Below are 20,167 nucleotides of genomic sequence, written 5' to 3' on the forward strand. Positions count from 1 at the left end.
TCTTCGGCGTCATGGTCTATCCATCAAGCCCGAGATTCTTCAGCCCCTCATTGAGCTGACGCAACCGGTCCGCATTGTTGGCCACCGCCTGCCGGGCATCGGCGCGCGCGCTCATCGCCTTGTCGCGCTCCCCCATCACGAGATAGGCGCGGACCAGCCGCAGCCAGCCCTCGACGTCGTCGCCATTGGTCTTCAGCCGCGTCGCCAGCCGGTCGACCATGCCCTTGATCATGGTGCCGCGATCGGCCTCGCTCATGTCCTGGGCTGCGGCCACCGCGCCATCAGGCAACGCGGGTGCGCTGACGCCACCGGGTGAGCTGACGCCCGGCGCGCTGCCGCCGACCCGCACCAGCGCAGCCTGCACCAGCGGCCGCCACGGCGCATCGGACGGCCCCTTCGCCAGCATCTTTTGCCAGAGCGCTGCGGCATCGGCCTTGCGACCGTCCTGCTCGGCGGCGAGGCCGAGGAAATAGTTCGCCTTGGCGTCGTCGCCATTGAGCGCGACGGCGCGCTCGAACTCCGCCTTGGCGTCAGCGGTGACGACGCCGCCGGCAGTCCCCATCAGCGCCTCGCCGAGATCGGCGCGGCGATCGGCGGTCTCGCCGGCATAAATGATGGCGTTGCGATAGGCGCGGACCGCGTCGTCGTAGCGGCCGAGCCGCGACAGCACCGGCGCCAGCACCGTCCAGCCACGGCCGTCGGTCGGGTTCTTCTCCAGATGGGCCTCGACCTGCGCGACCAGATTGGCGAGCGGCTGATTGGCATCGGCCACCCGGCTGCGCTCGGCGAGCGGAAAGTCGCCGAGGCGCGGCGAGCCGAGCGCGAGATAGAAGCTCGAAGCAATCACCGGCAACCCGACCAGGGCCACGACCGCGGCGGCGCGCCGCAGACTGAGACTGCCTGTCACCGGGGCGTCACGTCCGCTCTGGTCGGCGGCGGCGAGCAGCCGGCGGCTGATCTCGATCCGCGCAGCGTCGGCTTCGGCGGCGCCGATGAGCCCACCGGCCATGTCGCGGTCGATCTCGGCGAGCTGGTCGCGGTAGACCACGACCTCGCTGCCGCCGCTATCCGCCCGTCCGCGGCGGCTGAGCGGCCACAGCACGGCAAAGATCGCCGCGACCGTCATCAGCGCGAACACAAACCACAGCGTCATCAAGCGGTTCCCGGATGGAACGGCGGCTTCCGGCAAGCCGCCTTAGAATCGCTTTACACTACCCGTGGCGAGCCCGGCAATTGACAATTGCTGGATCGACCGAAGGTCGAAATCAGGCGGTTTCCGGCACCGTTCCGGCGGACTTGCAACGGCGTTACCTGGCGAAGCCGCGGGCGACCAAAATATCGAAAACAACCCCATGCACAGTAGCCGGCGGGCGCCCGCCGGCGCTCGAAGGACGACTTGACACGTCGGGCAACTCAGCATCACACTTCCATTATTCCGAAATTGCGCAAATGCTGGTCGTTCCGCCCTTCGGGCTGGTCGATTTGTCGTCGAGCATGCTCGCGAATTACGGTCACCTACAAGATTGTCCGGCAGCGCTTCCCGTCAGGGCGCGACTTTGCAATTGAATGCGCCGTCACCCTAGTCCCCCGGTTCGTGTCGGACGGATCGCTGTCCACGTCCAAACATCATCGGCGGCCGCCGGAGCGACCTTCGCTTTCTCCATGTTCGCGGACTTGGCGTAAAGCGAAGCCCCTTTCGTCCATTTGGAGCGCTTGTACGACAGGCTCCGCAATGCCTTGTCCTTACAGGCGGCGCAAGCGTGCCTCGTATCAACCAAAAGTTTGGCTACCGTATTCTTGCTAGCACTAGTAAGCCGAGCAATGACGCGGATCGACTGCCCTTCGCACAGGAGATGGAGAATTTGCGCACCAGCAGTCTGGTCAGACTGCTGATACCGGCAATTAGGTGAAATGATACCGTTACGTCATTAGGTGACGTAATGACCTTGAATACTAATTTTGCGCATGCTATATTCCTCTTCCTGAGGGGCAGATGGACGTTGAGTTTGACGACGACAGTCTCGACCAACTGGAGACCGATCTCCAGTTCACGGGCGGATTCAACAAGGCCATCGTGAAGGGGTTTCGGAAACTGATGCAGGTGATACGGGCCGCAACCGACGAGCGCGACTTCTATGCAATGAAAAGCCTGCACTTCGAAAAGCTTGAGGGCAACAGGGATCACGAGAGATCGATGAGGATCAACGACAAATACCGCTTGATCCTGGAACTGGAAGGAAATGCTCCGAACAAAAAGGTTCGGGTCAAGAAGATCGAAGATTACCACTAGAAAGGGAGGGCATCGTGAATAGCAGAGTACCCGCCGAAGTCTTCCCTCCCGGGGAGTTTCTTGCAGATGAATTGGCTGCACGTGGATGGTCGCAGACGCTCTTTGCCGAGATCATCAAGCGCCCACAGAAGCTCGTGAACGATATCATCTTGGGCAAGCGCTCCATCACGCCGGAGACCGCTACCGATTTCGCGCAGGCTCTTGGCACATCAGCGCAGTTCTGGATGAACTTGGAATCAGCATGGCAACTCTCGAAGGTGCCAGCGCGCGACGATTCTATTTCCCGTTCGGCAGCGCTGCATGATCGCTTCCCTATTAAGGAAATGATGAAACGCGGTTGGATCGTTATCGACGACGCTTTGCTGATCGACGGCCAACATCGTGTCGGCGCGCTTGAGAAGGCGGTCTGTGATTTCTTCGAGATTGCCAGCATCAATGATGAGATCGAGTTCAGGCACGCCGCGCGCAGGAATTATCAAAAGAACGTTTCAGCGCATCAATGGGCTTGGATTTTTCGCGTCAATCAGCTGGCTACTTCGCTCAAGGTTTCCCCCTACTCCGAAGCGGCTTTGCGCGGGCGTATCCGTGACCTTGAAAGGCTTATGCTCGAACCCGAAGAAATCCGACACATTCCGCGCATCTTATTAGAGTGCGGTGTACGTCTAGTGATCGTCGAGCCGATACCTGGCTCGGAGATTCAGGGCGTTTGCTTCTGGATTAATGAGAATAGATCCCCCGTTATTGGTCTCACTCTCAAGGGGGACCAGATCGACAAATTTTGGTTCGACTTCTGGCACGAAATCACTCACGTCTTGAACGGTGATGGGAAAACCGAGATCATCATTGATGATTTTGATGAGTCCAAGCCGGTCAAAGATAAAATTGAAGAGAATGCAAATCGTGAAGCAGCCAACCACTGCGTTCCGATTGGCGTTATGCGTGACTTCATCCTACGTCATGATCCCATGTTCTCAGAAAAGAGCCTTCTGGGATTTGCTCGGATTGTGAAGCGACATCCCGGCATCGTCGCCGGACAAATCCAGCGTCGTACGAAGCGCTGGGAGCTATTTAAAAAACACCAGCCGAGGATACGCCACATCATCACTCAAACCGCTTTGACTGACGGTTATGGAGTAGCGATATGACCACCTACGTAAAGCAGATGCAGCGTATCGTTGACGAATATCGGCTCGACGGCATGCCGTGGCCGACTTCGGCAAAGGCCATCGCCGACTGGGCAATATCACACGCAAGGTGGGAAATGCCCTCGGCTGCAATCCGCCGTCGTTGCGCAGATGATATCGCGTCGGCCATGCGCGAAGAGTATATGACCGACCGAAAAGGACGGCGCGTCCGATTGCTTCACCCTGCTCCGATTGCATCCGAGGGGCAGACCGAAATGGTTTGGGACGATATCCGCACTGCCCCGCGCGATCACATGCAGATGTCCTTCCAGCACCGCCGAAAGGGAATCGTGGGCGATTGCCGCCAGATGAAGGTGGACGTCGACAGCTACAACGAAGCGCACCCAGAAGCCGAACCAATTCAGATCGTATTTGACTTCACTATGGACCTTGCCGAGTTGGAAGCCGCCGACGAGGCGGCCTAGGACCGATCGACATTCAGGATTCCCAAGCGGTTTGATCGCTGATTCATAGAGTTCCGTGATTCGAGACACGGAGCAGATGGTGGCGGCGAAACGATATGAGCTGACGGAGGCGCAATGGGCGAGGGTTGCGCCACTGCTGCCGGGGAAAGCCGGCGACCCGGGACGGACGGCTGCGGACAATCGACTGTTCGTCAACGGATGTTTGTGGGTCTTGCGATCGGGCGCACACTGGAGCGACCTGCCGGAACGGTACGGCAAGTGGAAAACGGTGCATCAGCGCTTCAGCCGCTGGTGCCATGCCGGCGTCTGGGAGCGCGTGTTCGCTGCTCTGACCGCCGATCGCGACAACCAGTATCTGATGATCGACAGCACCATCGTTCGCGCCCACCAGCAGGCGACGAGCGGAAAAGGGGGGCCAAAGATCAGGCGCTGGGGCGTTCCCGAGGCGGACTGACCACCAAGATCCACATGCTGGCTGATGCGCTCGGCCGTCCGCTCCGCTTCATCGTCACGGCTGGGCAAGTTAATGACATCACCCAGGCGCCCGCACTGCTCCACGGCCAGAGCGGCGATGCCGTGCTCGCCGACAAGGCCTATGACAGCAACGCCTTGCGTGCGATCATCGCGGAAATCGGCGCAACGGCGGTGATCCCGTCAAACCGCACCCGCAAGATCATCATTCCGCACGACGCCGACGCCTACAAACAGCGCAACCGCATCGAGCGCTGCTTTTGCCAGCTCAAACACTTCCGACGCTTGGCAACCCGTTATGACAGGCGATCTGACAACTTTACTGGCTTCATCCATCTCGCAGCCGCAATGATCTGGATGCAATGAATGTCGATCGGCCCTAGGTGTTCAGTCCCGAGGTCAAGTGGATAGGATCGATTCTTAAGCGGCTTGGCCCGTCGGCCCATGCTTTGCGGATAGCTTCATAGGGCGTGAGACCACGCCGGGTCTTGAGGCGTCTGATGAAATTGCAAGTATCAAGGAAGGCAGCGAGGTGATCTTCCATTGCCGGTGGGTTTCGCAGTGGTATCGCCGGACGGTTGCCTCCTTGAATTCCGGCGACAGTGCACTCAATTGGCGCAAACGCAGGTGACATTAGTAGTCGTCGTTATTTTGAGGGAGAGCACCATGAAGCCTTTAAACGCTAAGGTATATCGATCTGGTGAAACGGTTTCGCAATGGCATCACGAGACTGACAGCGTCAGTATTCACCAATACCGGAGCGAGAAGAATATCCAGATATCATTCAAGCTTGCCTCTAAGGGAGGCGGCGTTACTGACGTCGCAGTACGGATTGAGTCCGGCGCGGGATTCGACACTCTGCTAAACGAGATGTGGAAGGCCGATCCAGATCGCGTCGTCGCCCTTATGGCTAGGCAACTCAACGGGCATTTCTGGCCGGACTAGTCTTCTTAGCGTGCTTCTTCGGATTGGCTATATCCGACGTCGATTTGCAATGCTGTGGCGGCCTTTTCGCTGCCACGTCAACGACGCGTTCAAAGCGCATGCGTCAAGCTCTAGCTCGACTTCACGCTCTTCCCATTCGATGGTTTTCTTAACCATGTCAGATGTCGAAGTTCAAAAGACCATTGGTCTGTATTGTTCGTTGATGGACGAGATCAAATTTCGGATCGAATGGATTAAGAGCGTAATTCACGCAAAAATCTCCATAGCTGAGACGATAGGTCGAGATATCGGGTTCCTGGAACTCAGACTGATCTGCGAGTTGATCGCGCTTAGCTGCGCTGTCGCCCACGGCGATATCAAAGAAACACGGCGCGGTAGGTTCACCGAAAAATATCAGGCTGATTTCTTTATGAAAGCGCTAGAGGCGCTAAAGTCCGACTTTTATCCCAAGCCGATGCTCATGATCGAAGGTCAGCCTCCAATTCCCACGGCTGTAGGACAGATAGTATTGCCGCCCCCTCCAATGCAGTCCGGCTTTCTCACCAAATCAGACCTTGTGAAGCTGTACCGTGATTGCGGTGAACGACTCCATCGTGGCTACTTGCCAGATATCCTCGATGGAAAGCAGATTGAGAGCGAATATTCGATGATCGGCAAGGCCGTGGATAAGATTGTTTACCTTCTCAACTACCACGCCATCGACCTGATCACTGGCGAGGAGATGTGGTGCGCGATGATTGGCGGACCAAATGGAGAGGCGTTCGCTGGGAAGGTGACGGCTCGAAGGGTTCCGTAGCACACACTGGATCTACTCGGTGTAGCCATGCTTGCATCTCGACTGCCCCGGGGCGCGCCGGCCTCGTTAGCGAAACGCCCGAATTCTCAACGTCTTGGGGCCGAAGGCACCGAAAATTGCGGTGACGGCTGCCCTACCCCGCCCGCGACGACTTGCGCTCGCCGGTCGCGGCATTCTCGGCCGCACGGTTCATCAGCGAGGCGTAGTCGTGGCCGAACAGCACTTCGCAGAACCGGATCGCGGCCTTGACCTGCTGCTGGCGGAAGGCGCGGACCCGGGCATCGCCACCGCGCAAGGATTGCACCAGCCCCTCGGTCGACTGCTCGACATAATGCTGCAGGTCCGAGAAGGTCCGCAGTGTCACCTCGTTGATGGCGAGCTCGCTGGCATAGGTGCGGCACACCGCGACGAAATCGATCAGGGCGGCGGCGTCCTCGACCTCGGACGCATCGATCTTGGCGCCGGCGGTGATGTCCTTGTCGGCGCGCTGGCGCAGGATGCGGCGGACCCGGCCCGGCACGCTGTCGATCTCCGATTGCAGCGCGTTGGAGGTATCGGCGCGCACCGAGGTGAGCTGGCGGCCCCAGGTGGAGTCGTTGCGCAGGTCGAGCTCGGTGCGCAGGCCGCGGACGCCGTCATGCAGGGTCTTGAGCTGCTCGCCGACATAATCGAAATGCCCGCGCTTGATGTCGGTGCGCAGGCAGGCCGCGACGAACGACAGGTCATGCAGCGCGATGGTGACGGCGATGCCATAGGGCGTTGCCGCGACCCGCAGCTCGTCGTCGGAAGCCGCCATCTTGATGGCAAGGCGGATGATCTGCCATGGCGCGGCAAGCCGCTGCGCGATCAAAGACAGCGCGAACGGCAGCAGCTGCGGCGTCTGCAGCGACGGCAGCTTCAGCGCCTCCATCGCCGAGGCGATCTGGGAATCGGCAAGCACCCTGATCTGGCTCGGCAGCCGGCTGCCCAGGGTTTCCAGCGCCTCGCGGGCCTGCAGCACGAGGCCGATCGGCAGCAGATCCTCGACAACGCTCGGCGGACCGACGCGCGACAGCGCGCGCTGGCGATCGTCCTGCGTCGGTGATGCGACCTTGATGATGGCTTCCGCGGCCGCAAGCTGGAACTTGCGCGCGGCGATCTCCATCGGGCCGCTCTCGGTGGCCGCCGCCAGCGCCTTCTCGAATTCGCGGGCGGCCTCCGGCGCGCCCTCGCGGGCCAACCACTGCCAGATCGGCAGCAGGGAGGCACGGCGGAGCTGGCCGGGCCGGGTCGGGAAATTGGTTTCGGCGAGGAACGGTTCGAGCGACCGGAACAGCAGCCGCGCCGGATCGTCGCTGCGCGGCTGGATCTGCTCGTCCTGCTCGGCGCCGCGCACGATCTTCCGCAGTTGTTCCAGGACCAGATTGGCGACGGCGACATCGTCGCCGCGTTCGACGGCGCGCTCCAGCTCCCGCATCAGCAGCGCCTGCGATTGCGGCGGAAGCTGCGCGAGATAATCCCTCAGCCGCTCGGTCGATTTCTGGCTCATGCCCGGTCGTGAAACTTAGGTGCCCGGCAAACGCCGCAGCCCGTCCCCCCGCGATGATAGAGGTGGGCGCGTTAAGAAGCCGTTTAGGAATAATGACGACAGCGACGCCCAAAAGGCTGCGCCGCGTCCGCACGGCAAATCGCGCGTGATGTCTGCGAAGATTGTCCGCGAACTCTCCTCGCCTCCCCCGCAAGCGGGTGCCGTCCTAATTCGGACGCTCGCTCCGGGGAACCAGGACACTTGTCAAACACCCGGGAAAAAGCGGCAGCTTATTTACGTTCGATTCACACAGGTGATTTCTGAAACCGCTCGTTGATTCGATACTTTCGCGACTGGGCAGGGCATTTCATCAAGATCAAATTACAGCCCAGAGGGGCCGTCAATTATCGGCAACCGGCGGTTCGGCGTGGGAATGGGAATAAAGATCGGCTCCGGCATTACCTCCAAGGGTGCTGGGGCCGTTTCTTTGCGCGCCACAGGAACGAGGCGTGTCGGCTGGCGGTTGTTTTATGTCTGGCGCCCCCGCCGGGTGCGTCGGATGACGTATGTAAACTCGGTCCCGGCTTGCGCCCCCTCGCTGGGGCCGTTCTTTTTCACGGTTAGGAACAGCCCCCGGTGACGTTCCGTTGTCGCGTGGTCCCGGTGCTCAAGACGGACAGCACTTGGACACGGCCTCAGCGTTCCCCCGGCGCTGGGGCCGTTTCTTTGGGGTGAAGAAGAAAGGTTCGGCTTTCGCCGGGCCTCGTGGTTCAAGCTGACCTGCAATTCGCGCCATCACGGCTTTCCACCATCAATGCACGCGGCAGACCACGAAGGAATGAAAGAGGCCGCCAACTGAAGCGGCCTTACTGTTTCGTTCCGTGGAACACGAAGGCAGCTTGAAACAGCAGCCCCCGCTTCGTTCGAACTTCGATTGTCACGTTATGATCGTCGCCAGAGCGGCCTGCATCTCGTGCGATGTCGGCCATTGTATGTGCCGCTTCCACCTTGGCGTCTCGCAGGTTGCTGAATTCCAGTCCTTCTTCATCGGGGTAAAAATATCCATCGTCTCGGATGTCGAAGAAATAGCGGATCATCGTTGGTCCCCCGTCTGTTAGAGGCGGGAGCGCATAGAACTCTCAGCCACCGGCGCCCGATATAGTTGTCGGTGATATCTCGACAACTAGGGCCTCCTTGGAGGCGTTCCTATACGTTTGACTGGAACTCCGTTCACCCACGGAGAACCCCGGGTCGTTCCGTTCATTGACTTGGCTCAAGAACGAATGGCGTCCCAAATCAACTTAGGACACGGACGGACACGCGCTCCGACAAATTAGGACAGACGGTGAAACACCGGGGAGACGGGCCTGTCATAATCTGCAATCCTCAAGACACGGCGCGGTGAGCGGCCTCAGCGTTCGTTCCAACGCGCTGGGGCCGTTTCCTTTCACCGTGCTTCTACGGAATCCGCTTTGGGGACAAAGAGGTTTAGTGTCCCACACCGGGCTATTTCATAAAGATCATTTTTTTGGTTATCCGGCAGGGGTCGCTTACGTAGGCGGCCCCTATTTTATGTGCGGCCCCCCGCTACGCGGCAGAGATTGTAGTGAGCCACGTACAGGCCCACAGCAGCGGCGGGTGATCCAGCTTCCTTGAAAAGCCGTTGGTGAGGCGCGCGAAGCGCTTCCGCGTCGCGTCCACCATTCAGCGCGATCCCGCCCGCTCCGTTGGGGCAAGTAGATTATGTTGCTTGTGTAGGACGCGATTGACGGTGACGTCGGCAAACAGCCTTTAGGTCGTGGATGATTGAAGCCCCCCAGCGCGCAGCCATTCGGTCATGCTGGCGCCGGCCTCAGCTTGCCGGGCTAGCTTCAGGAGCGCTTCTCTCTCGATACCTGGGGCGAGCGCTGCGGCCTGTTCGCGTAGCTCTCTGGCTCTCTCAACAAGGCGCGCTTCAAGTGAATTGGTGTGTCTGACCCGACGTCGAATTTGGCCCATGTGACCTTTTTCCTCCCTCAGCTCCTTACGGGAACGGGGCTGTAAATCGACATGGGAACGCAAAGTTCCTATCGGGCTTCCTTCATGGTCCGCTCGACTTCATCGGCTAGCCTCCGGTGATGTGCGGCCAACTTGGCGAACAGCTCTTTCTTGGCCTCGTTGGTCGCCAGCTTGCTGATGAGCTCGCACTCTTCCGCCTCGACACGAAGCTTCTCCAAGTGCGTCTGCATGTCCTTCATGGGCAGTCTCCCGAGATCGGGGGATCATTGCACGGGGAACAAGCCGCGCAATACGACTTCTGGAACTCCGGTCACCCACGGAGAACCCCGGGATTGGATCTAAATCCTTTGATCTAGATCATGGGCGGGCGTCCCACACGGGGGCTGACAGCACCTACAAGCGGGAAAGGGAGCGCACCGCCTTCGTGACCACCATTCAACCTAATCTCTCCCGCCCTACACCGCCGGCAACACCAGCTCGGCCCGCAAGCCGCCGATCGGCGCGTCACTCAGCGCGAGCTTGCCGCCATAGAGGCCGGCGAGATCGGTCACGATCGAGAGGCCAAGCCCCGAGCCGGGCTTGGATTCGTCGAGCCGCTGTCCGCGCCGCGACACCTGGGCGCGCTCGGCCTCCGACAGGCCGCGCCCGTCGTCGTCGACCACGATGCGCAACCTGGGTCCGGCGCCCGAAGCCTCCGGCGGGACCACGCCGACCTCGATGAACACCTGCGAGGCCGCCCATTTGCAGGCATTGTCGACGAGATTGCCGACCATCTCCTCGAGGTCCTGCCGCTCGCCGCGAAACCGCGCCGCCGGATCGGCCTTCGCCTCGATCGCGAGGTCGCGGTCGCGATGGATCTTCTCCATGGTCCTGCGCAACGCCTCGATCACAGGGGCGACGTCGGTGATGGTGCTGACGATGGTGGCGCGGGCGGCGATCCGCGCGCGCTCGAGGTGGTGCGCGACCTGGTCGCGCATCAAATCGGCCTGCTCCAGCACCTTGCTGGCAAAGGAATCGCCGGCATGCGCGCCCGCCTCGTTCACGATCACCGACAGCGGCGTCTTGATCGCGTGCGCGAGGTTGCCGACATGGGTGCGCGAGCGCTCGACGATCTCCCGGTTGGCGTCGATCAGCGCGTTGGTCTCGCGCGCGAGCGGCGCGATCTCGACCGGAAACCGGCCCTCCAGCCGCTCGGCGCGGCCGGAGCGGATGTCGGCGATCGCATCCGAGATGCGCTTGAGCGGCGCGAGGCCATAGCGCACCTGGAAGATCGTGGTCAGCAGCAGCACGATGCCCAGCGCAGCGAAGGTGCCGCCGAGGTAATAGTCGAAGCTGCGCGTCTCATCGAAGATCTCGGTGGCATCGCCGGCAACGCTGACCAGGAACTTGCCGTCCGCGCCGAGATCGACCGGCCGCTCCACTACCCGCAGGCTCTGGCCTTCGGGCCCGTCGACATAGCCGAGGCGGACGCCGGCGGCGGTCAGCTCGGCGCCGTGCTCCTCGAGCTTGGGCAGCTTCTTGTCCCACAGTGAGCGCGAGGCGCGGGTCTCGCCCTTTTCGGTATCGGTGCGGGTGATCTGCCAGTACCAGCCCGACAGCGGCAGGTCGAACAGCGGCTCGCCAAGCGATTGGAACTGGCGGTCCGCCGGCTCGTCCGGCGTTGCCACCTCGGCGATCAGGGTGCGCAGATAGAGATTCAGCCGCCGGTCGAAGGCGCGCTCGGTCGCGTCGCGATAGACCGACGACAGGATGACGCCGGTGATCGCCAGGATCACCACCACCCAGGCGGTCGCCGAGACGAACAGGCGGGTCGCAAGCGAGCTGCCGCCCATCAGGGCACAGTCTCGAACAGCGTGTCAGCGGCAACAGACATCAGGGATTCAAACATTGGCGAATCCAGTTTCTCCTGGCTCGGATCATGCCAATGCCCGCATGGCGATCAAGCGCCTTAAGAGCATGATCCGATTGAACAGGATATCCTCTTATCCTGTTGTTTGATCGCGCTTTCCTCGCGCGAGCCGGTTCGTTCAACAAATGCTTTAGGTCGGCGGCGACAGCATGTAGCCGAGGCCCCGAACCGTCTGGATGATATCGACTTCCAGCTTCTTGCGGATGCGGCCGACGAACACCTCGATGGTGTTGGAGTCGCGATCGAAGTCCTGGTCGTAGAGATGCTCGACCAGCTCGGTGCGCGACACCACCCGCCCGGTGTGGTGCATCAGATAATCAAGAAGGTTGTACTCGTGCGAGGTCAGCTTGATCGGGTTGCCGTTGACGGTGACCCGCTTGGTCCGGGTATTGAGCGCCACCGGCCCGCAGTTCAGCTCGACCTGGGCATGCCCGGTCGCGCGGCGCAGCAGCGCGCGGATCCGCGCCAGCACCTCCTCGAGATGGAACGGTTTTGCGACATAGTCGTCGGCGCCGGCATCGAAGCCCTGAACCTTGTCGCTCCAGCGGTCACGCGCGGTGAGAATCAGCACCGGCATCACCCGCTTGTTGCGCCGCCAGGCCTCAAGCACCGAGATACCGTCCATCTTCGGCAGGCCGATATCCAGCACGACGGCGTCGTAGGGCTCGCTGTCGCCGAGGAAATGCCCCTCCTCGCCGTCGAACGCGCGATCGACCACATAGCCGGCGTCCGTCAGCGCGGTGGTGAGCTGGCGGTTCAGATCCGGGTCATCCTCAACGACGAGCAGACGCACTTTAGCCTCCGAGAGTGAGCATTGCGATGTTCCGGCATCAAATGAGGCTGCCGGCCGTGAACGGCCTATGAATGGAGCCGCAACGCAAAGCTTATTTTTTCGTCAGGTGCACCATCCGGGGAACCCGCGCAAGCAGCGCAGGTTCCATCAAACAGATACGGGTGGATCGGGATTGGGTTCCAGATTGAGGTAATTAATTACCTGAAATTTGGATACCCGCTGCTGACCTATCATCGCAAGCGGGCGTCGTCAGCGTCGTGAGCATGCTCACACAACGCGGCGGGTTAACCTTCGGCGGGCATTTAATTATCGCGGACAGGAGCGATGCGCTAATCCAGCGCGCGGCAGGGCACAGGGACCGGGAATAGTTGATTGCCTGTTTCGAAGATCAGGACGTTTGGTGTGGCCGCCGGCTGGCTTGCGCTGGCCTTCATCGCATTCGTCACATTGTCCCCGATCCAGGACCGTCCGTCGTTCTTCCATCCTCAGACCGAGCGCTTCGCTGCGTTTGCAGTGATGGCGATGGCCTTTGTGCTGGGTTACCCGCGGCGTACCGCGCTGATCGTGCTCTTTGTGGTCTTCAGTTCGTTCACACTCGAGGCGATGCAATTGCTGACACCGGACCGTCACGGCCGGCTGCTTGATGCGATCGTGAAGGTGGCGGGAGGTCTCGCCGGCGTCGGCGCGGGTCACCTCATCCTGCTGGTGCTGCGCAGCCAGTTCGGCCGGCTGAGGTCGCGCGCGGACGCAACGTGATCCTCCGGACGGCTCAATCGCGCTTCGGAGCTTCCGCGGACCTGGTGCCGCCTTGCGCCATGCATTGCTGAAAGAAGTGCAGCCGGTCGCCATTCATCGGTGCGACACCCGGCCGCTTGTACGGATAGACCATATAAGCCGCGCGCAAGCATCGCTTCGCGGTCTCGGCATCGGGTGCCGCGATGGCGGCGCTCGACCACAGCAACAGCGCCAGCACGGCGCTGAACCGGACGGCCGCACCGCTCACGGCTTCTCGCATTCCGAGTAGAACACGCCATTCGCGGCCGCCAGCCGCTGCAGGCAATGCCGCTTGTCCGTCACTGCGCCCTCGACGGTGAAATCATAGGCCTGCGCCTTCAGGATCAGGGCGTAGCGTCCCGGCGACAGCGGCGCATCGTCGCGCGGCTCGATCTCGAACATCTGCGGATCCTCCTTGAGCGGCGCGGCGCGGAACGGGATCGAGATGTTGCGGATCACCCAGGTGTCGTCGCCCGGCGTGACCACGGGCTTGCCGGTCGCGTCGAACGTGGTCTGCCGGGTCACGCGCGCGATCAGCCTCACGTCGATCGGATCTGACGCACCGCTGGAGCCTTCGCGGCGGAACACGATGAAGCGGAGATGCCCGTCCGGCAATGTGGTCTCGCTCGGCCGCGTGATCGCCGCCGAAATCGCGATGCGGGGATCCGGCGCGCGGCCCTGGATCAGCTGCAGCTCGGAAAGCTTGCCGCCGCTCTCGGCGTAAACGCCGTAGGCGGTCGGCAACGGCCGCTGCGGCGCCGGCGCCACGGCGGCCACGGCCTGGGCAGGCACCGCGGCAACGACCGCCGGCCTTCGGGTTTCAGCCGGCACCGGCGCGAGCGTTCCCGCAATCATCGCGCGCGCTGCGGCCAGCGACACGCCGCGTTGTTGCAGCACGACAACGGCCGCGACCAGTGCAAAGAAGCCAAGCATCGCAACGTAACGCAGCGGCGCCGATGACGACCACCGCGGCCGGCGCGGCGCCTCGGCGCGATCGAGCGTCGTGACAAATGCCTCCTCGGCATCGATCCGGGGAGGCCCCTCGATCCGCCGCGCGGCGCCTGCCGCCTCCAGGAAGGTGGGCAGCGCCCGCGCCGGCGGCACCGAAAACCTTTCGAACACATTGCTCGCGGTGTGCGCCTCGACGCCTTCGATCGCCGCCTCCAGCGCCTGCATCAGGCGCTGTTTTTCCTTGGGATCCTCGTGCGCGAGCTGCTGCAGCTTCTGGCGCGCGAGCTCGTAGACCGCGCTGCGCAGCTGTTGCGGGTCGGAACTGACGGAGTCGATGGTTCGCGCCAGCACCAGCGCGAACTCCACCTCGGGATGCGCAGCGCCGATGTCCCGGACCGTCCTCTGGGCTGGCGTCGACGTCATGAATGTTAGTCTGGTTTGCCCATAAAGTTACGATACTCTATGTGGCTTTTAACATTAACACAAATGGCGCACCCGCGGATGACAGCGCGGCAGGGCCATACCGATCCGAGCTGGATTGAGGCCGCAATCGGCTAGCGCCGGCGCGGATGTGCCTTCTGGTGCCACGCCCAGGCCGAGCGAATGATGTAGCCGAGATCCGACCGGCTCGCCTTGAAGCCGAGGCCGCGCTCGGACTTGGCGGGATCGGCGACCAGGATCGGCGGATCGCCGGCCCTGCGCTCGCGCACCACGCTCGGCACCGCTTCGCCGGTCTCGGCGCGGATCGCGTCCAGCACCTCGCGTACCGAATAGCCGGTGCCGGTGCCGAGGTTGAACACGCCGCCGGCGTCGCCCTTCAACAGCAGCTCGAGCGCTGCGATATGGGCGGCGGCGAGATCGTCGACATGGATGTAGTCGCGCACCGCGGTGCCGTCAGGCGTATCATAGTCTTCGCCGAAGATCGCGAAATCCGGCACGTGTCCCAGCAATGCCATCAGCGCGCGCGGAATCAAATGCGTCTCGGGATCGCGGAGTTCGCCGATGGCGCCGGAGGCATCGGCACCGCAGGCATTGAAGTAGCGCAGGCAGACCGATTTGAACTGATAGGCGGCGCGATAATCATCGAGCATCTGCTCGATCATGTATTTGGAGCGGCCGTAGGGATTGACGGTCGGCCCTGCGGCGCTCTCGGGAATCGGATCGCGGCCGGCATTGCCATAGACGGCACCCGTAGAGGAGAACACCAGGCGGTCGCAGCCCGCCTCGCGCATGCCGCGCAGCAGGCCGAGCGTGCCGGCAACGTTGTTGGTGAAGTATTTCTGCGGATCCGCGACGGACTCGCCGACCGCGCTGAACGCGGCGAAATGCATCACGGCAAGCGCATTGTGCCCGCGGATGGTGGCAGTGATCTTGTCGTGATCGGCGACGTCGCCGGTCACGAGCGGTCCCCACTGCACGAAGTTGCGATGGCCGGTGGACAGATTGTCATAGACGACCGGGACGAACCCGGCCTCGGCGACCGCCTTGGCGCAATGGGATCCGATATATCCCGCGCCGCCCGTGATGAGGATCGAACCTCTGCTCGTCATCGAAAATGCCGTCCCTGCGCGGACCAATCCCGCGCCTCAACAAAGGCAATGATCGCATGGGTACGACATTCCGTCCGGCGCGGCAAAATGCCGATGGGAATAGCGTTAAGACCGAACGGATTGAGTGCAGCAGTGACGGTTAACGCGACCCCAGCGGCACGTTGGTCTGCTGCCCGACCGGCGGCGCGTGTCGCGGTTGCCGCCCGTAGGGGTAAACCGGTGTTGCCGGCGGGACCGGCCGGGTCGCCTGCGGCCGCGATGTCGGGACGCCGCCGCCCGGGCCATCGATCGAGTAGCGCGTGCCGCCCTGTGAGGTCTGCCCGGTGCCCTGTGCGAACACGGGAGCCGCTGCGGCGACGACCAGCGTCGCAATCGTGACAAGGCCGGCCAGCTTCATGTCGATGCCTCGATGGGGTGGACCGGGTTAACCGGTCACGCCTCCAATCGTTCCGGAATGTTGTCGCTGCGCGCTTGCGACCTTCATCATCCCGAATACGAAAGCGGCGCGGCGAAGTGTCTCGCCGCGCCACGTTCTATCGATGGGACTAGCTCGAAGATTCAGGCGCCGGCCTGCGCGACGGCGGCCCAGTGGTCGGGATTCGCCGGGGTCTGCATCCTGACCCAGCGATAGCGCGCCTGCGACCAGCTGCGGATCTGCGCGTTCAGATTGTCGAGCACGACATCGCCGCCCTCGACGCGGACCACCAGCACGAGATGATGCTCGCCCCAGGAGGTCACCACCTCGCTCAGCAACAGGTTGCGCATCGGCCAGCCGCGCGCCAACAGCTCATGGCGCTTGCTGACCGCATAGTCGTTGCAATCGCCGCGTGCCGGATTGATCAGCCATTCCTCGCCGGCGAGGCCGCGTTCGTTGCGCTGTGGCACGATGCTGCGATTGACCGCGGCATTGACCTCGATCAGGTCGGCGATGCGCTGCTTGGTCAGACGCGTGGCGCCGCCGCGGAACACAATGCGCGCCTTCGGCTTGCATTCGTCGGCATAGCGCATGCAGAACATGGTGTAGGCCATCGGCGCCAGTGTCGGCTCGCTGAAGCGGATCTTCTCGACCACGCCGCGCAGCGGCAGCGGGAAGCCGATCATTCCGGCCTCGGTGTGCTGCGCGCTGGTCCCGAGCGCGACGATGGCCAGAAGCAGGGCCATCACTCTCTTGACGCTGTACATTCCTCACTCCCCAAAGTGACGGGAAGCATCTACGGGAAATGTCTTGAGCTTAGGCTCAAGCGCGCGGCGGCATTTGCTTCAAATGCCCGGATGCGCGCGAGCCGTCCGTTAACCAAGCCAGGTTCCCGCGCCGGCAGGCCGTTCGACTGTCGAATGATAACGCGCGTGAAGGTCGACGGATCGCGGCGTTATCGCGCTTTTCGGCCTCTTTTCGTGCGATTTCTGCCGACGCTGCCGTTCGGATGAGGGAGCAGGTGCGGCGCAGGATCTCTTGTTCCCGTGCGGGCATGGTTGCCCGATGTGAAGCAGCCAGCGCGCTCTGTTAAAATCTAGACCGTCGCGCGCTGGCGCGGCGCGATCCCGCACCAGCTCATGACGAGATCGGCGAGCGTCTTGATCTCGATGTCCGCGGGCGTGCCGCCGGCGAAATCGGCCACCGATTGTCCGAGCGCGACGGCGCGAACATAGGCCGAGCGGCTTCCGATCATCGGCCCGATCTCCTCGTCGAGCGTATCGAGCTCCTCGATCAGTTGCTGGCCTTCGAGCGTGCGCTGGTCGACGCGGTTCGGCACGATCATGGCGCGCAGCGCCGTGCGCCGCGCGGCGCGCACCTCCCGCACGATGTCGATCGTCCGCGCGGTGGCCTCGATGTCGAGGCCGGACGGCGTACACGGCATCAGCACGATATTGGCGACCGCGAGCACGGCGCCCAGCACCCGGTCGTTGGGCGCGGAATCCACGACGATGATCTGATGCGGGATCTGACGCATCAGCTTGGCCCATTCGGCAACGGGGCGGGTTTCCGGATCGAGCTGGTAGACCGGGAACGACAGATTGCCCGGCTCGGCCCAGTGACAGGCGGACGCCTGGGAGTCGGCGTCGACCAGCCCCACCACGCCCGTACGCCGGTCCAGTTCCGCGGCCAGCAAGACCGCAAGAGTCGTCTTTCCGACCCCGCCCTTGCGCTGGGCAACCGAGATGACAAGCGGCATCGCTAGCTCCTGGCGTTATCCCCCGTGCGTGCGCGGGAGGACACCTTCATCAACGAGCGTCAGCATCCGGGGCAGACAGACCCGCTTCGCATCGTAATTGTCCCTCACGAAGCTCCTCGCCTTCATCCGCATCTTCTTGAAGGCTTTCGGCCGTGACAGCACCGAGACTACCTGATCCGACAGCGCATCAATATCAAAAAACGGCGTCAGCAGGCCGTTGCCGTCAGAGATGATGTCGCGAAGCGGGGCCGTGTCCGATGCCACCACCGCACATCCCGCGCTCATGGCCTCCAGCAGCGACCATGACAGCACGAAGGGATAGGTCAGATAAACGTGCACCGAGGAGATCTGCAGCAGTTCGAGATACGGTTCCCGCGGAATCCGGCCGAGGAAATGCACACGGCGCAGGTCGATGTCCGACCTGATCTCGTCCAGGAACATCGACTTCCAGCTCGAGCCCTTGGGCGGATTCGCGCCGTAGGATGTCCCGCTGCCGCCGACGATCACCACCTGCGCATTCGGCCGCGCAGCCATGATCCGCGGCAGCGATCGCATGAAGACATGGAAGCCGCGCACCGGCTCCAAATTGCGCGAGACGTAAGTGATGACTTCGTCATCCGCCGACAGCGTCGCGCCGTTCGGCAGCTGAAACCGCGCGACGGGATTGGGCTTCACCTCGTCGGTGTCGACGCCTTCGTGGATGACCTCGATCTTGCCCTGAAACTCGCGGGGGAAGGTCGAGCGCTGCCAGGGCGTCGGCGAGACGCCGGTATCGCATTCGGTGAGCGACAGCAGCGTGGTCGCATTCTTCAGATGGAGCGCGACGTTGCCGTCGAGGCCGGTCATCGGAAACTCCGGATCGAAGCCGACGTCCCTGCCCTCGGCGCCGTAGTAGAATTCGCAATACAGAATGATCCGCGCCTTCGGAAACATCGTGCGCAGCGGCAGCGTCTCACCCCAACCGGGATGCGCGAAGATCAGGTCGGGCACGAAGCCCTGCCCCGACAGCGACGACAGCGCATACAGCACCTCTTCGGCACGCCGCGCTTCGGTATCAAAGCGGCGGGCAAAGGGATGGACCATCGAGGAGTCCGATTTGGTCGTCGAATATTTGAGCAGCCGGATATCCGGCGTCGTGCTCGCGGTCGACGAACCGACCGCAACGACCTTGTTACCGGGCTGCTCGGCGAGTGCACGCGCAATGTGGCGGTACTGGGCAGGAAAGTTGTTGTGGACGAAGAGGACGTTCATCGGCGGGCGAGCGCGCCCCCAGGCCGCGCGGTCTTCGGTTGGGGTCAGGGTCGATACCATGACCGGCAGGGTGTCTTCGATATGCACGTGCGAAACTATCTCACCGGATTAACATTAAGCCCCCTTCTATCACACAGATTTTTGGGGCACACTGTGCGAGAAACATATCGACCCATTCCGTTAGGCTCGCAGGCGACCATGAACGAACAGATTCAGCAGAAAACCATTGACCTGGCACGAGGGCTTTTCCTGGTTCGCTACAATGGCGCGGAAGACAAGACATCACCTCCGGTGGTGCGCGTATATCCGGATCGCGCCAGCCTTAACAATTGTAACATTATTACCGGGCCCGACGGAGCCAATGGAACCCTGTTTGCGCCCGAGACCGCGCTGGTCGTGTCCGTCGCCCGGCCGAGCCGCCTGATCGTCGAGGTCACCGCAGGGCGCGCCGGCGGGTCGACCGCCGCCAATATCAAGATCGAACCGCTGACCCAGGGACAACCGGCCATGCAGCCGGCCAGCCAGCCCTTCGACAGCTATGAGCCCGAGGCTGGCCCAGAGGAACCGAGCGACCTCAAGCTGCTCGCGCATGTCGCCGGTTTGGGTGACGTGACGGTCGGCTCGAATACGTGGATCGCCGGACCGGCCGCGCCGGCCCGGATCGAGGGCATTTCGCTCGAATGGCCGAACAAGCCCTACGATCTCAACCTGCAATACGCCGTCAAGTTCGCCCGGCCGCAGCGCGGCGACAACCAGTTCGTTCCGCTCGGAACCTTTGCCGGAACCCGGGGACGCGCGCTGGCGATCACGGGGTTCTCGCTGGAAGCCACCGGCCCGGGCGCGGATCGCTACGCCATCGCCGCCGAAACCATCTTCCTGGGGGCTCCCGCGTTGCGCGTCACCGGGAACCGGATTGTGGTGTCGGGCCCTTCAGGCCGGGAACCGCTGGTGGGCCTCAAGCTCAGTCTCGAAGAGCATCGGGTGCAGGCAGCGCCGCTCGCGCCCCGGCAGCCAAGGCGTGCCGAACCCGCCCCGGCCCCCGTCGCGATGCCGCGGCAGGAGGCACCGCGCCTTGAGGGACGGGTGCGCGTGTTCCGGAGCCGGCAGGGCGCCGTCAAGACGGCGGGCTGAGCATGTGGGCGGACAAGG

20 protein-coding genes and 2 pseudogenes are annotated in these 20,167 nt (G+C 62.5%); 8 read left to right on the top strand and 14 right to left on the bottom strand.

The window, feature by feature from the left end:
- Nucleotides 1-16: 16 nt before the first annotated feature.
- Both ccmI and XH92_RS43190 read right to left on the bottom strand, forming a co-directional pair.
- Nucleotides 17-1,153: a c-type cytochrome biogenesis protein CcmI gene (gene ccmI, locus XH92_RS29915; protein WP_194455329.1), complete on the bottom strand. Its 1,137-nt coding sequence runs from the start codon at nt 1,151-1,153 to the stop codon at nt 17-19.
- A 451-nt stretch (nt 1,154-1,604) separates the two neighbouring features.
- Nucleotides 1,605-1,913 (bottom strand): annotated as a pseudogene (locus XH92_RS43190) (hypothetical protein); the annotation flags it as partial.
- Between the two features lie 80 nt (nt 1,914-1,993).
- On the opposite strand from XH92_RS43190, the gene XH92_RS29920 reads away from it, so the two are divergent.
- The 6 genes and pseudogenes from XH92_RS29920 (at nt 1,994) to XH92_RS29945 (ending at nt 6,111) form a co-directional block, all read left to right on the top strand.
- Nucleotides 1,994-2,290, top strand: coding sequence for a type II toxin-antitoxin system RelE/ParE family toxin (locus tag XH92_RS29920; RefSeq protein WP_194455330.1), 297 nt, complete (start codon nt 1,994-1,996; stop codon nt 2,288-2,290).
- 14 nt (nt 2,291-2,304) lie between these two features.
- Nucleotides 2,305-3,435: a helix-turn-helix domain-containing protein gene (locus tag XH92_RS29925; RefSeq protein WP_246787729.1), complete on the top strand. Its 1,131-nt coding sequence runs from the start codon at nt 2,305-2,307 to the stop codon at nt 3,433-3,435.
- A complete protein-coding gene (locus XH92_RS29930) occupies nt 3,432-3,899 on the top strand; it encodes a hypothetical protein (RefSeq protein ID WP_194455331.1) in 468 nt (155 codons plus the stop codon). The genes XH92_RS29925 and XH92_RS29930 overlap by 4 nt, the downstream gene beginning before the upstream one ends.
- A 76-nt stretch (nt 3,900-3,975) precedes the next feature.
- A pseudogene (locus XH92_RS29935) lies at nt 3,976-4,736 on the top strand (IS5 family transposase).
- A gap of 300 nt (nt 4,737-5,036) precedes the next feature.
- On the top strand, nt 5,037-5,315 hold the full coding sequence (locus XH92_RS29940; protein WP_194455332.1) for a hypothetical protein: 279 nt from the start codon (nt 5,037-5,039) through the stop codon (nt 5,313-5,315).
- A gap of 154 nt (nt 5,316-5,469) precedes the next feature.
- A complete protein-coding gene (locus XH92_RS29945) occupies nt 5,470-6,111 on the top strand; it encodes a hypothetical protein (protein WP_194455333.1) in 642 nt (213 codons plus the stop codon).
- A gap of 133 nt (nt 6,112-6,244) precedes the next feature.
- Here the strand turns inward: XH92_RS29945 and XH92_RS29950 are convergent, their stop codons facing one another.
- The 5 genes from XH92_RS29950 to XH92_RS29970 all read right to left on the bottom strand — a co-directional run bounded on the left by XH92_RS29950 (nt 6,245) and on the right by XH92_RS29970 (nt 12,318).
- Nucleotides 6,245-7,639 (bottom strand): hypothetical protein, encoded by a 1,395-nt coding sequence (locus tag XH92_RS29950; protein WP_194455334.1) that lies wholly within the window; start codon nt 7,637-7,639, stop codon nt 6,245-6,247.
- Nucleotides 7,640-8,484: 845 nt separating this feature from the next.
- Nucleotides 8,485-8,715 carry a hypothetical protein gene (locus XH92_RS29955; RefSeq protein ID WP_194455335.1) on the bottom strand — a complete coding sequence of 77 codons (231 nt, stop codon included), beginning with the start codon at nt 8,713-8,715 and terminating at the stop codon, nt 8,485-8,487.
- A gap of 969 nt (nt 8,716-9,684) precedes the next feature.
- On the bottom strand, nt 9,685-9,855 hold the full coding sequence (locus XH92_RS29960; RefSeq protein WP_194455336.1) for a hypothetical protein: 171 nt from the start codon (nt 9,853-9,855) through the stop codon (nt 9,685-9,687).
- Nucleotides 9,856-10,071: 216 nt separating this feature from the next.
- On the bottom strand, nt 10,072-11,448 hold the full coding sequence (locus tag XH92_RS29965; RefSeq protein WP_194455337.1) for a sensor histidine kinase: 1,377 nt from the start codon (nt 11,446-11,448) through the stop codon (nt 10,072-10,074).
- Between the two features lie 207 nt (nt 11,449-11,655).
- Entirely contained in the window at nt 11,656-12,318 is a 663-nt protein-coding gene (locus tag XH92_RS29970; protein WP_016841655.1) for a response regulator transcription factor, read from the bottom strand.
- Between the two features lie 372 nt (nt 12,319-12,690).
- Between XH92_RS29970 and XH92_RS29975 the strand changes: the two genes are divergently transcribed.
- Nucleotides 12,691-13,074, top strand: coding sequence for a VanZ family protein (locus XH92_RS29975; protein ID WP_246787730.1), 384 nt, complete (start codon nt 12,691-12,693; stop codon nt 13,072-13,074).
- Between the two features lie 13 nt (nt 13,075-13,087).
- On the opposite strand, the gene XH92_RS29980 is transcribed toward XH92_RS29975, so the two are convergent.
- From XH92_RS29980 to XH92_RS30010, 7 genes are all read right to left on the bottom strand, one after another.
- Nucleotides 13,088-13,321, bottom strand: a complete 234-nt coding sequence (locus tag XH92_RS29980) for a hypothetical protein (protein WP_246787731.1) — start codon at nt 13,319-13,321, stop codon at nt 13,088-13,090.
- Nucleotides 13,318-14,466, bottom strand: a complete 1,149-nt coding sequence (locus tag XH92_RS29985) for a hypothetical protein (RefSeq protein WP_246787732.1) — start codon at nt 14,464-14,466, stop codon at nt 13,318-13,320. Before XH92_RS29985 ends, XH92_RS29980 begins: the two co-directional genes overlap by 4 nt.
- Nucleotides 14,467-14,597: 131 nt before the next feature.
- Entirely contained in the window at nt 14,598-15,593 is a 996-nt protein-coding gene (gene galE, locus XH92_RS29990; RefSeq protein ID WP_194455339.1) for a UDP-glucose 4-epimerase GalE, read from the bottom strand.
- 139 nt (nt 15,594-15,732) lie between these two features.
- Entirely contained in the window at nt 15,733-15,990 is a 258-nt protein-coding gene (locus XH92_RS29995) for a hypothetical protein (RefSeq protein ID WP_194455340.1), read from the bottom strand.
- Between the two features lie 161 nt (nt 15,991-16,151).
- Nucleotides 16,152-16,775: a transglutaminase-like cysteine peptidase gene (locus tag XH92_RS30000; protein ID WP_246787733.1), complete on the bottom strand. Its 624-nt coding sequence runs from the start codon at nt 16,773-16,775 to the stop codon at nt 16,152-16,154.
- A gap of 329 nt (nt 16,776-17,104) precedes the next feature.
- Entirely contained in the window at nt 17,105-17,767 is a 663-nt protein-coding gene (locus XH92_RS30005) for a ParA family protein (RefSeq protein ID WP_194455341.1), read from the bottom strand.
- A 15-nt stretch (nt 17,768-17,782) separates the two neighbouring features.
- Nucleotides 17,783-19,018, bottom strand: a complete 1,236-nt coding sequence (locus tag XH92_RS30010; protein WP_194461490.1) for a glycosyltransferase family 4 protein — start codon at nt 19,016-19,018, stop codon at nt 17,783-17,785.
- 198 nt (nt 19,019-19,216) lie between these two features.
- Here XH92_RS30010 and XH92_RS30015 point away from each other — a divergent pair, with 198 nt between their 5' ends.
- Complete coding sequence (locus XH92_RS30015) at nt 19,217-20,149, top strand: hypothetical protein (protein WP_246787734.1); 933 nt, start codon at nt 19,217-19,219, stop codon at nt 20,147-20,149.
- Nucleotides 20,150-20,167 lie beyond the last annotated feature (18 nt).

The organism is Bradyrhizobium sp. CCBAU 53421, from assembly GCF_015291625.1.
Taxonomy (GTDB): Bacteria; Pseudomonadota; Alphaproteobacteria; order Rhizobiales; family Xanthobacteraceae; genus Bradyrhizobium.

Coding starts and splice junctions, on each gene's coding strand:
- ccmI (WP_194455329.1), bottom strand. CDS start 1,153: ATGACGCTGTGGTTTGTGTTCGCGCTGATGACGGTCGCGGCGATCTTT.
- XH92_RS29920 (WP_194455330.1), top strand. CDS start 1,994: ATGGACGTTGAGTTTGACGACGACAGTCTCGACCAACTGGAGACCGAT.
- XH92_RS29930 (WP_194455331.1), top strand. CDS start 3,432: ATGACCACCTACGTAAAGCAGATGCAGCGTATCGTTGACGAATATCGG.
- XH92_RS29940 (WP_194455332.1), top strand. CDS start 5,037: ATGAAGCCTTTAAACGCTAAGGTATATCGATCTGGTGAAACGGTTTCG.
- XH92_RS29945 (WP_194455333.1), top strand. CDS start 5,470: ATGTCAGATGTCGAAGTTCAAAAGACCATTGGTCTGTATTGTTCGTTG.
- XH92_RS29950 (WP_194455334.1), bottom strand. CDS start 7,639: ATGAGCCAGAAATCGACCGAGCGGCTGAGGGATTATCTCGCGCAGCTT.
- XH92_RS29955 (WP_194455335.1), bottom strand. CDS start 8,715: ATGATCCGCTATTTCTTCGACATCCGAGACGATGGATATTTTTACCCC.
- XH92_RS29960 (WP_194455336.1), bottom strand. CDS start 9,855: ATGAAGGACATGCAGACGCACTTGGAGAAGCTTCGTGTCGAGGCGGAA.
- XH92_RS29965 (WP_194455337.1), bottom strand. CDS start 11,448: ATGGGCGGCAGCTCGCTTGCGACCCGCCTGTTCGTCTCGGCGACCGCC.
- XH92_RS29985 (WP_246787732.1), bottom strand. CDS start 14,466: ATGACGTCGACGCCAGCCCAGAGGACGGTCCGGGACATCGGCGCTGCG.
- galE (WP_194455339.1), bottom strand. CDS start 15,593: ATGACGAGCAGAGGTTCGATCCTCATCACGGGCGGCGCGGGATATATC.
- XH92_RS29995 (WP_194455340.1), bottom strand. CDS start 15,990: ATGAAGCTGGCCGGCCTTGTCACGATTGCGACGCTGGTCGTCGCCGCA.
- XH92_RS30000 (WP_246787733.1), bottom strand. CDS start 16,775: ATGTACAGCGTCAAGAGAGTGATGGCCCTGCTTCTGGCCATCGTCGCG.
- XH92_RS30005 (WP_194455341.1), bottom strand. CDS start 17,767: ATGCCGCTTGTCATCTCGGTTGCCCAGCGCAAGGGCGGGGTCGGAAAG.
- XH92_RS30010 (WP_194461490.1), bottom strand. CDS start 19,018: ATGAACGTCCTCTTCGTCCACAACAACTTTCCTGCCCAGTACCGCCAC.
- XH92_RS30015 (WP_246787734.1), top strand. CDS start 19,217: ATGAACGAACAGATTCAGCAGAAAACCATTGACCTGGCACGAGGGCTT.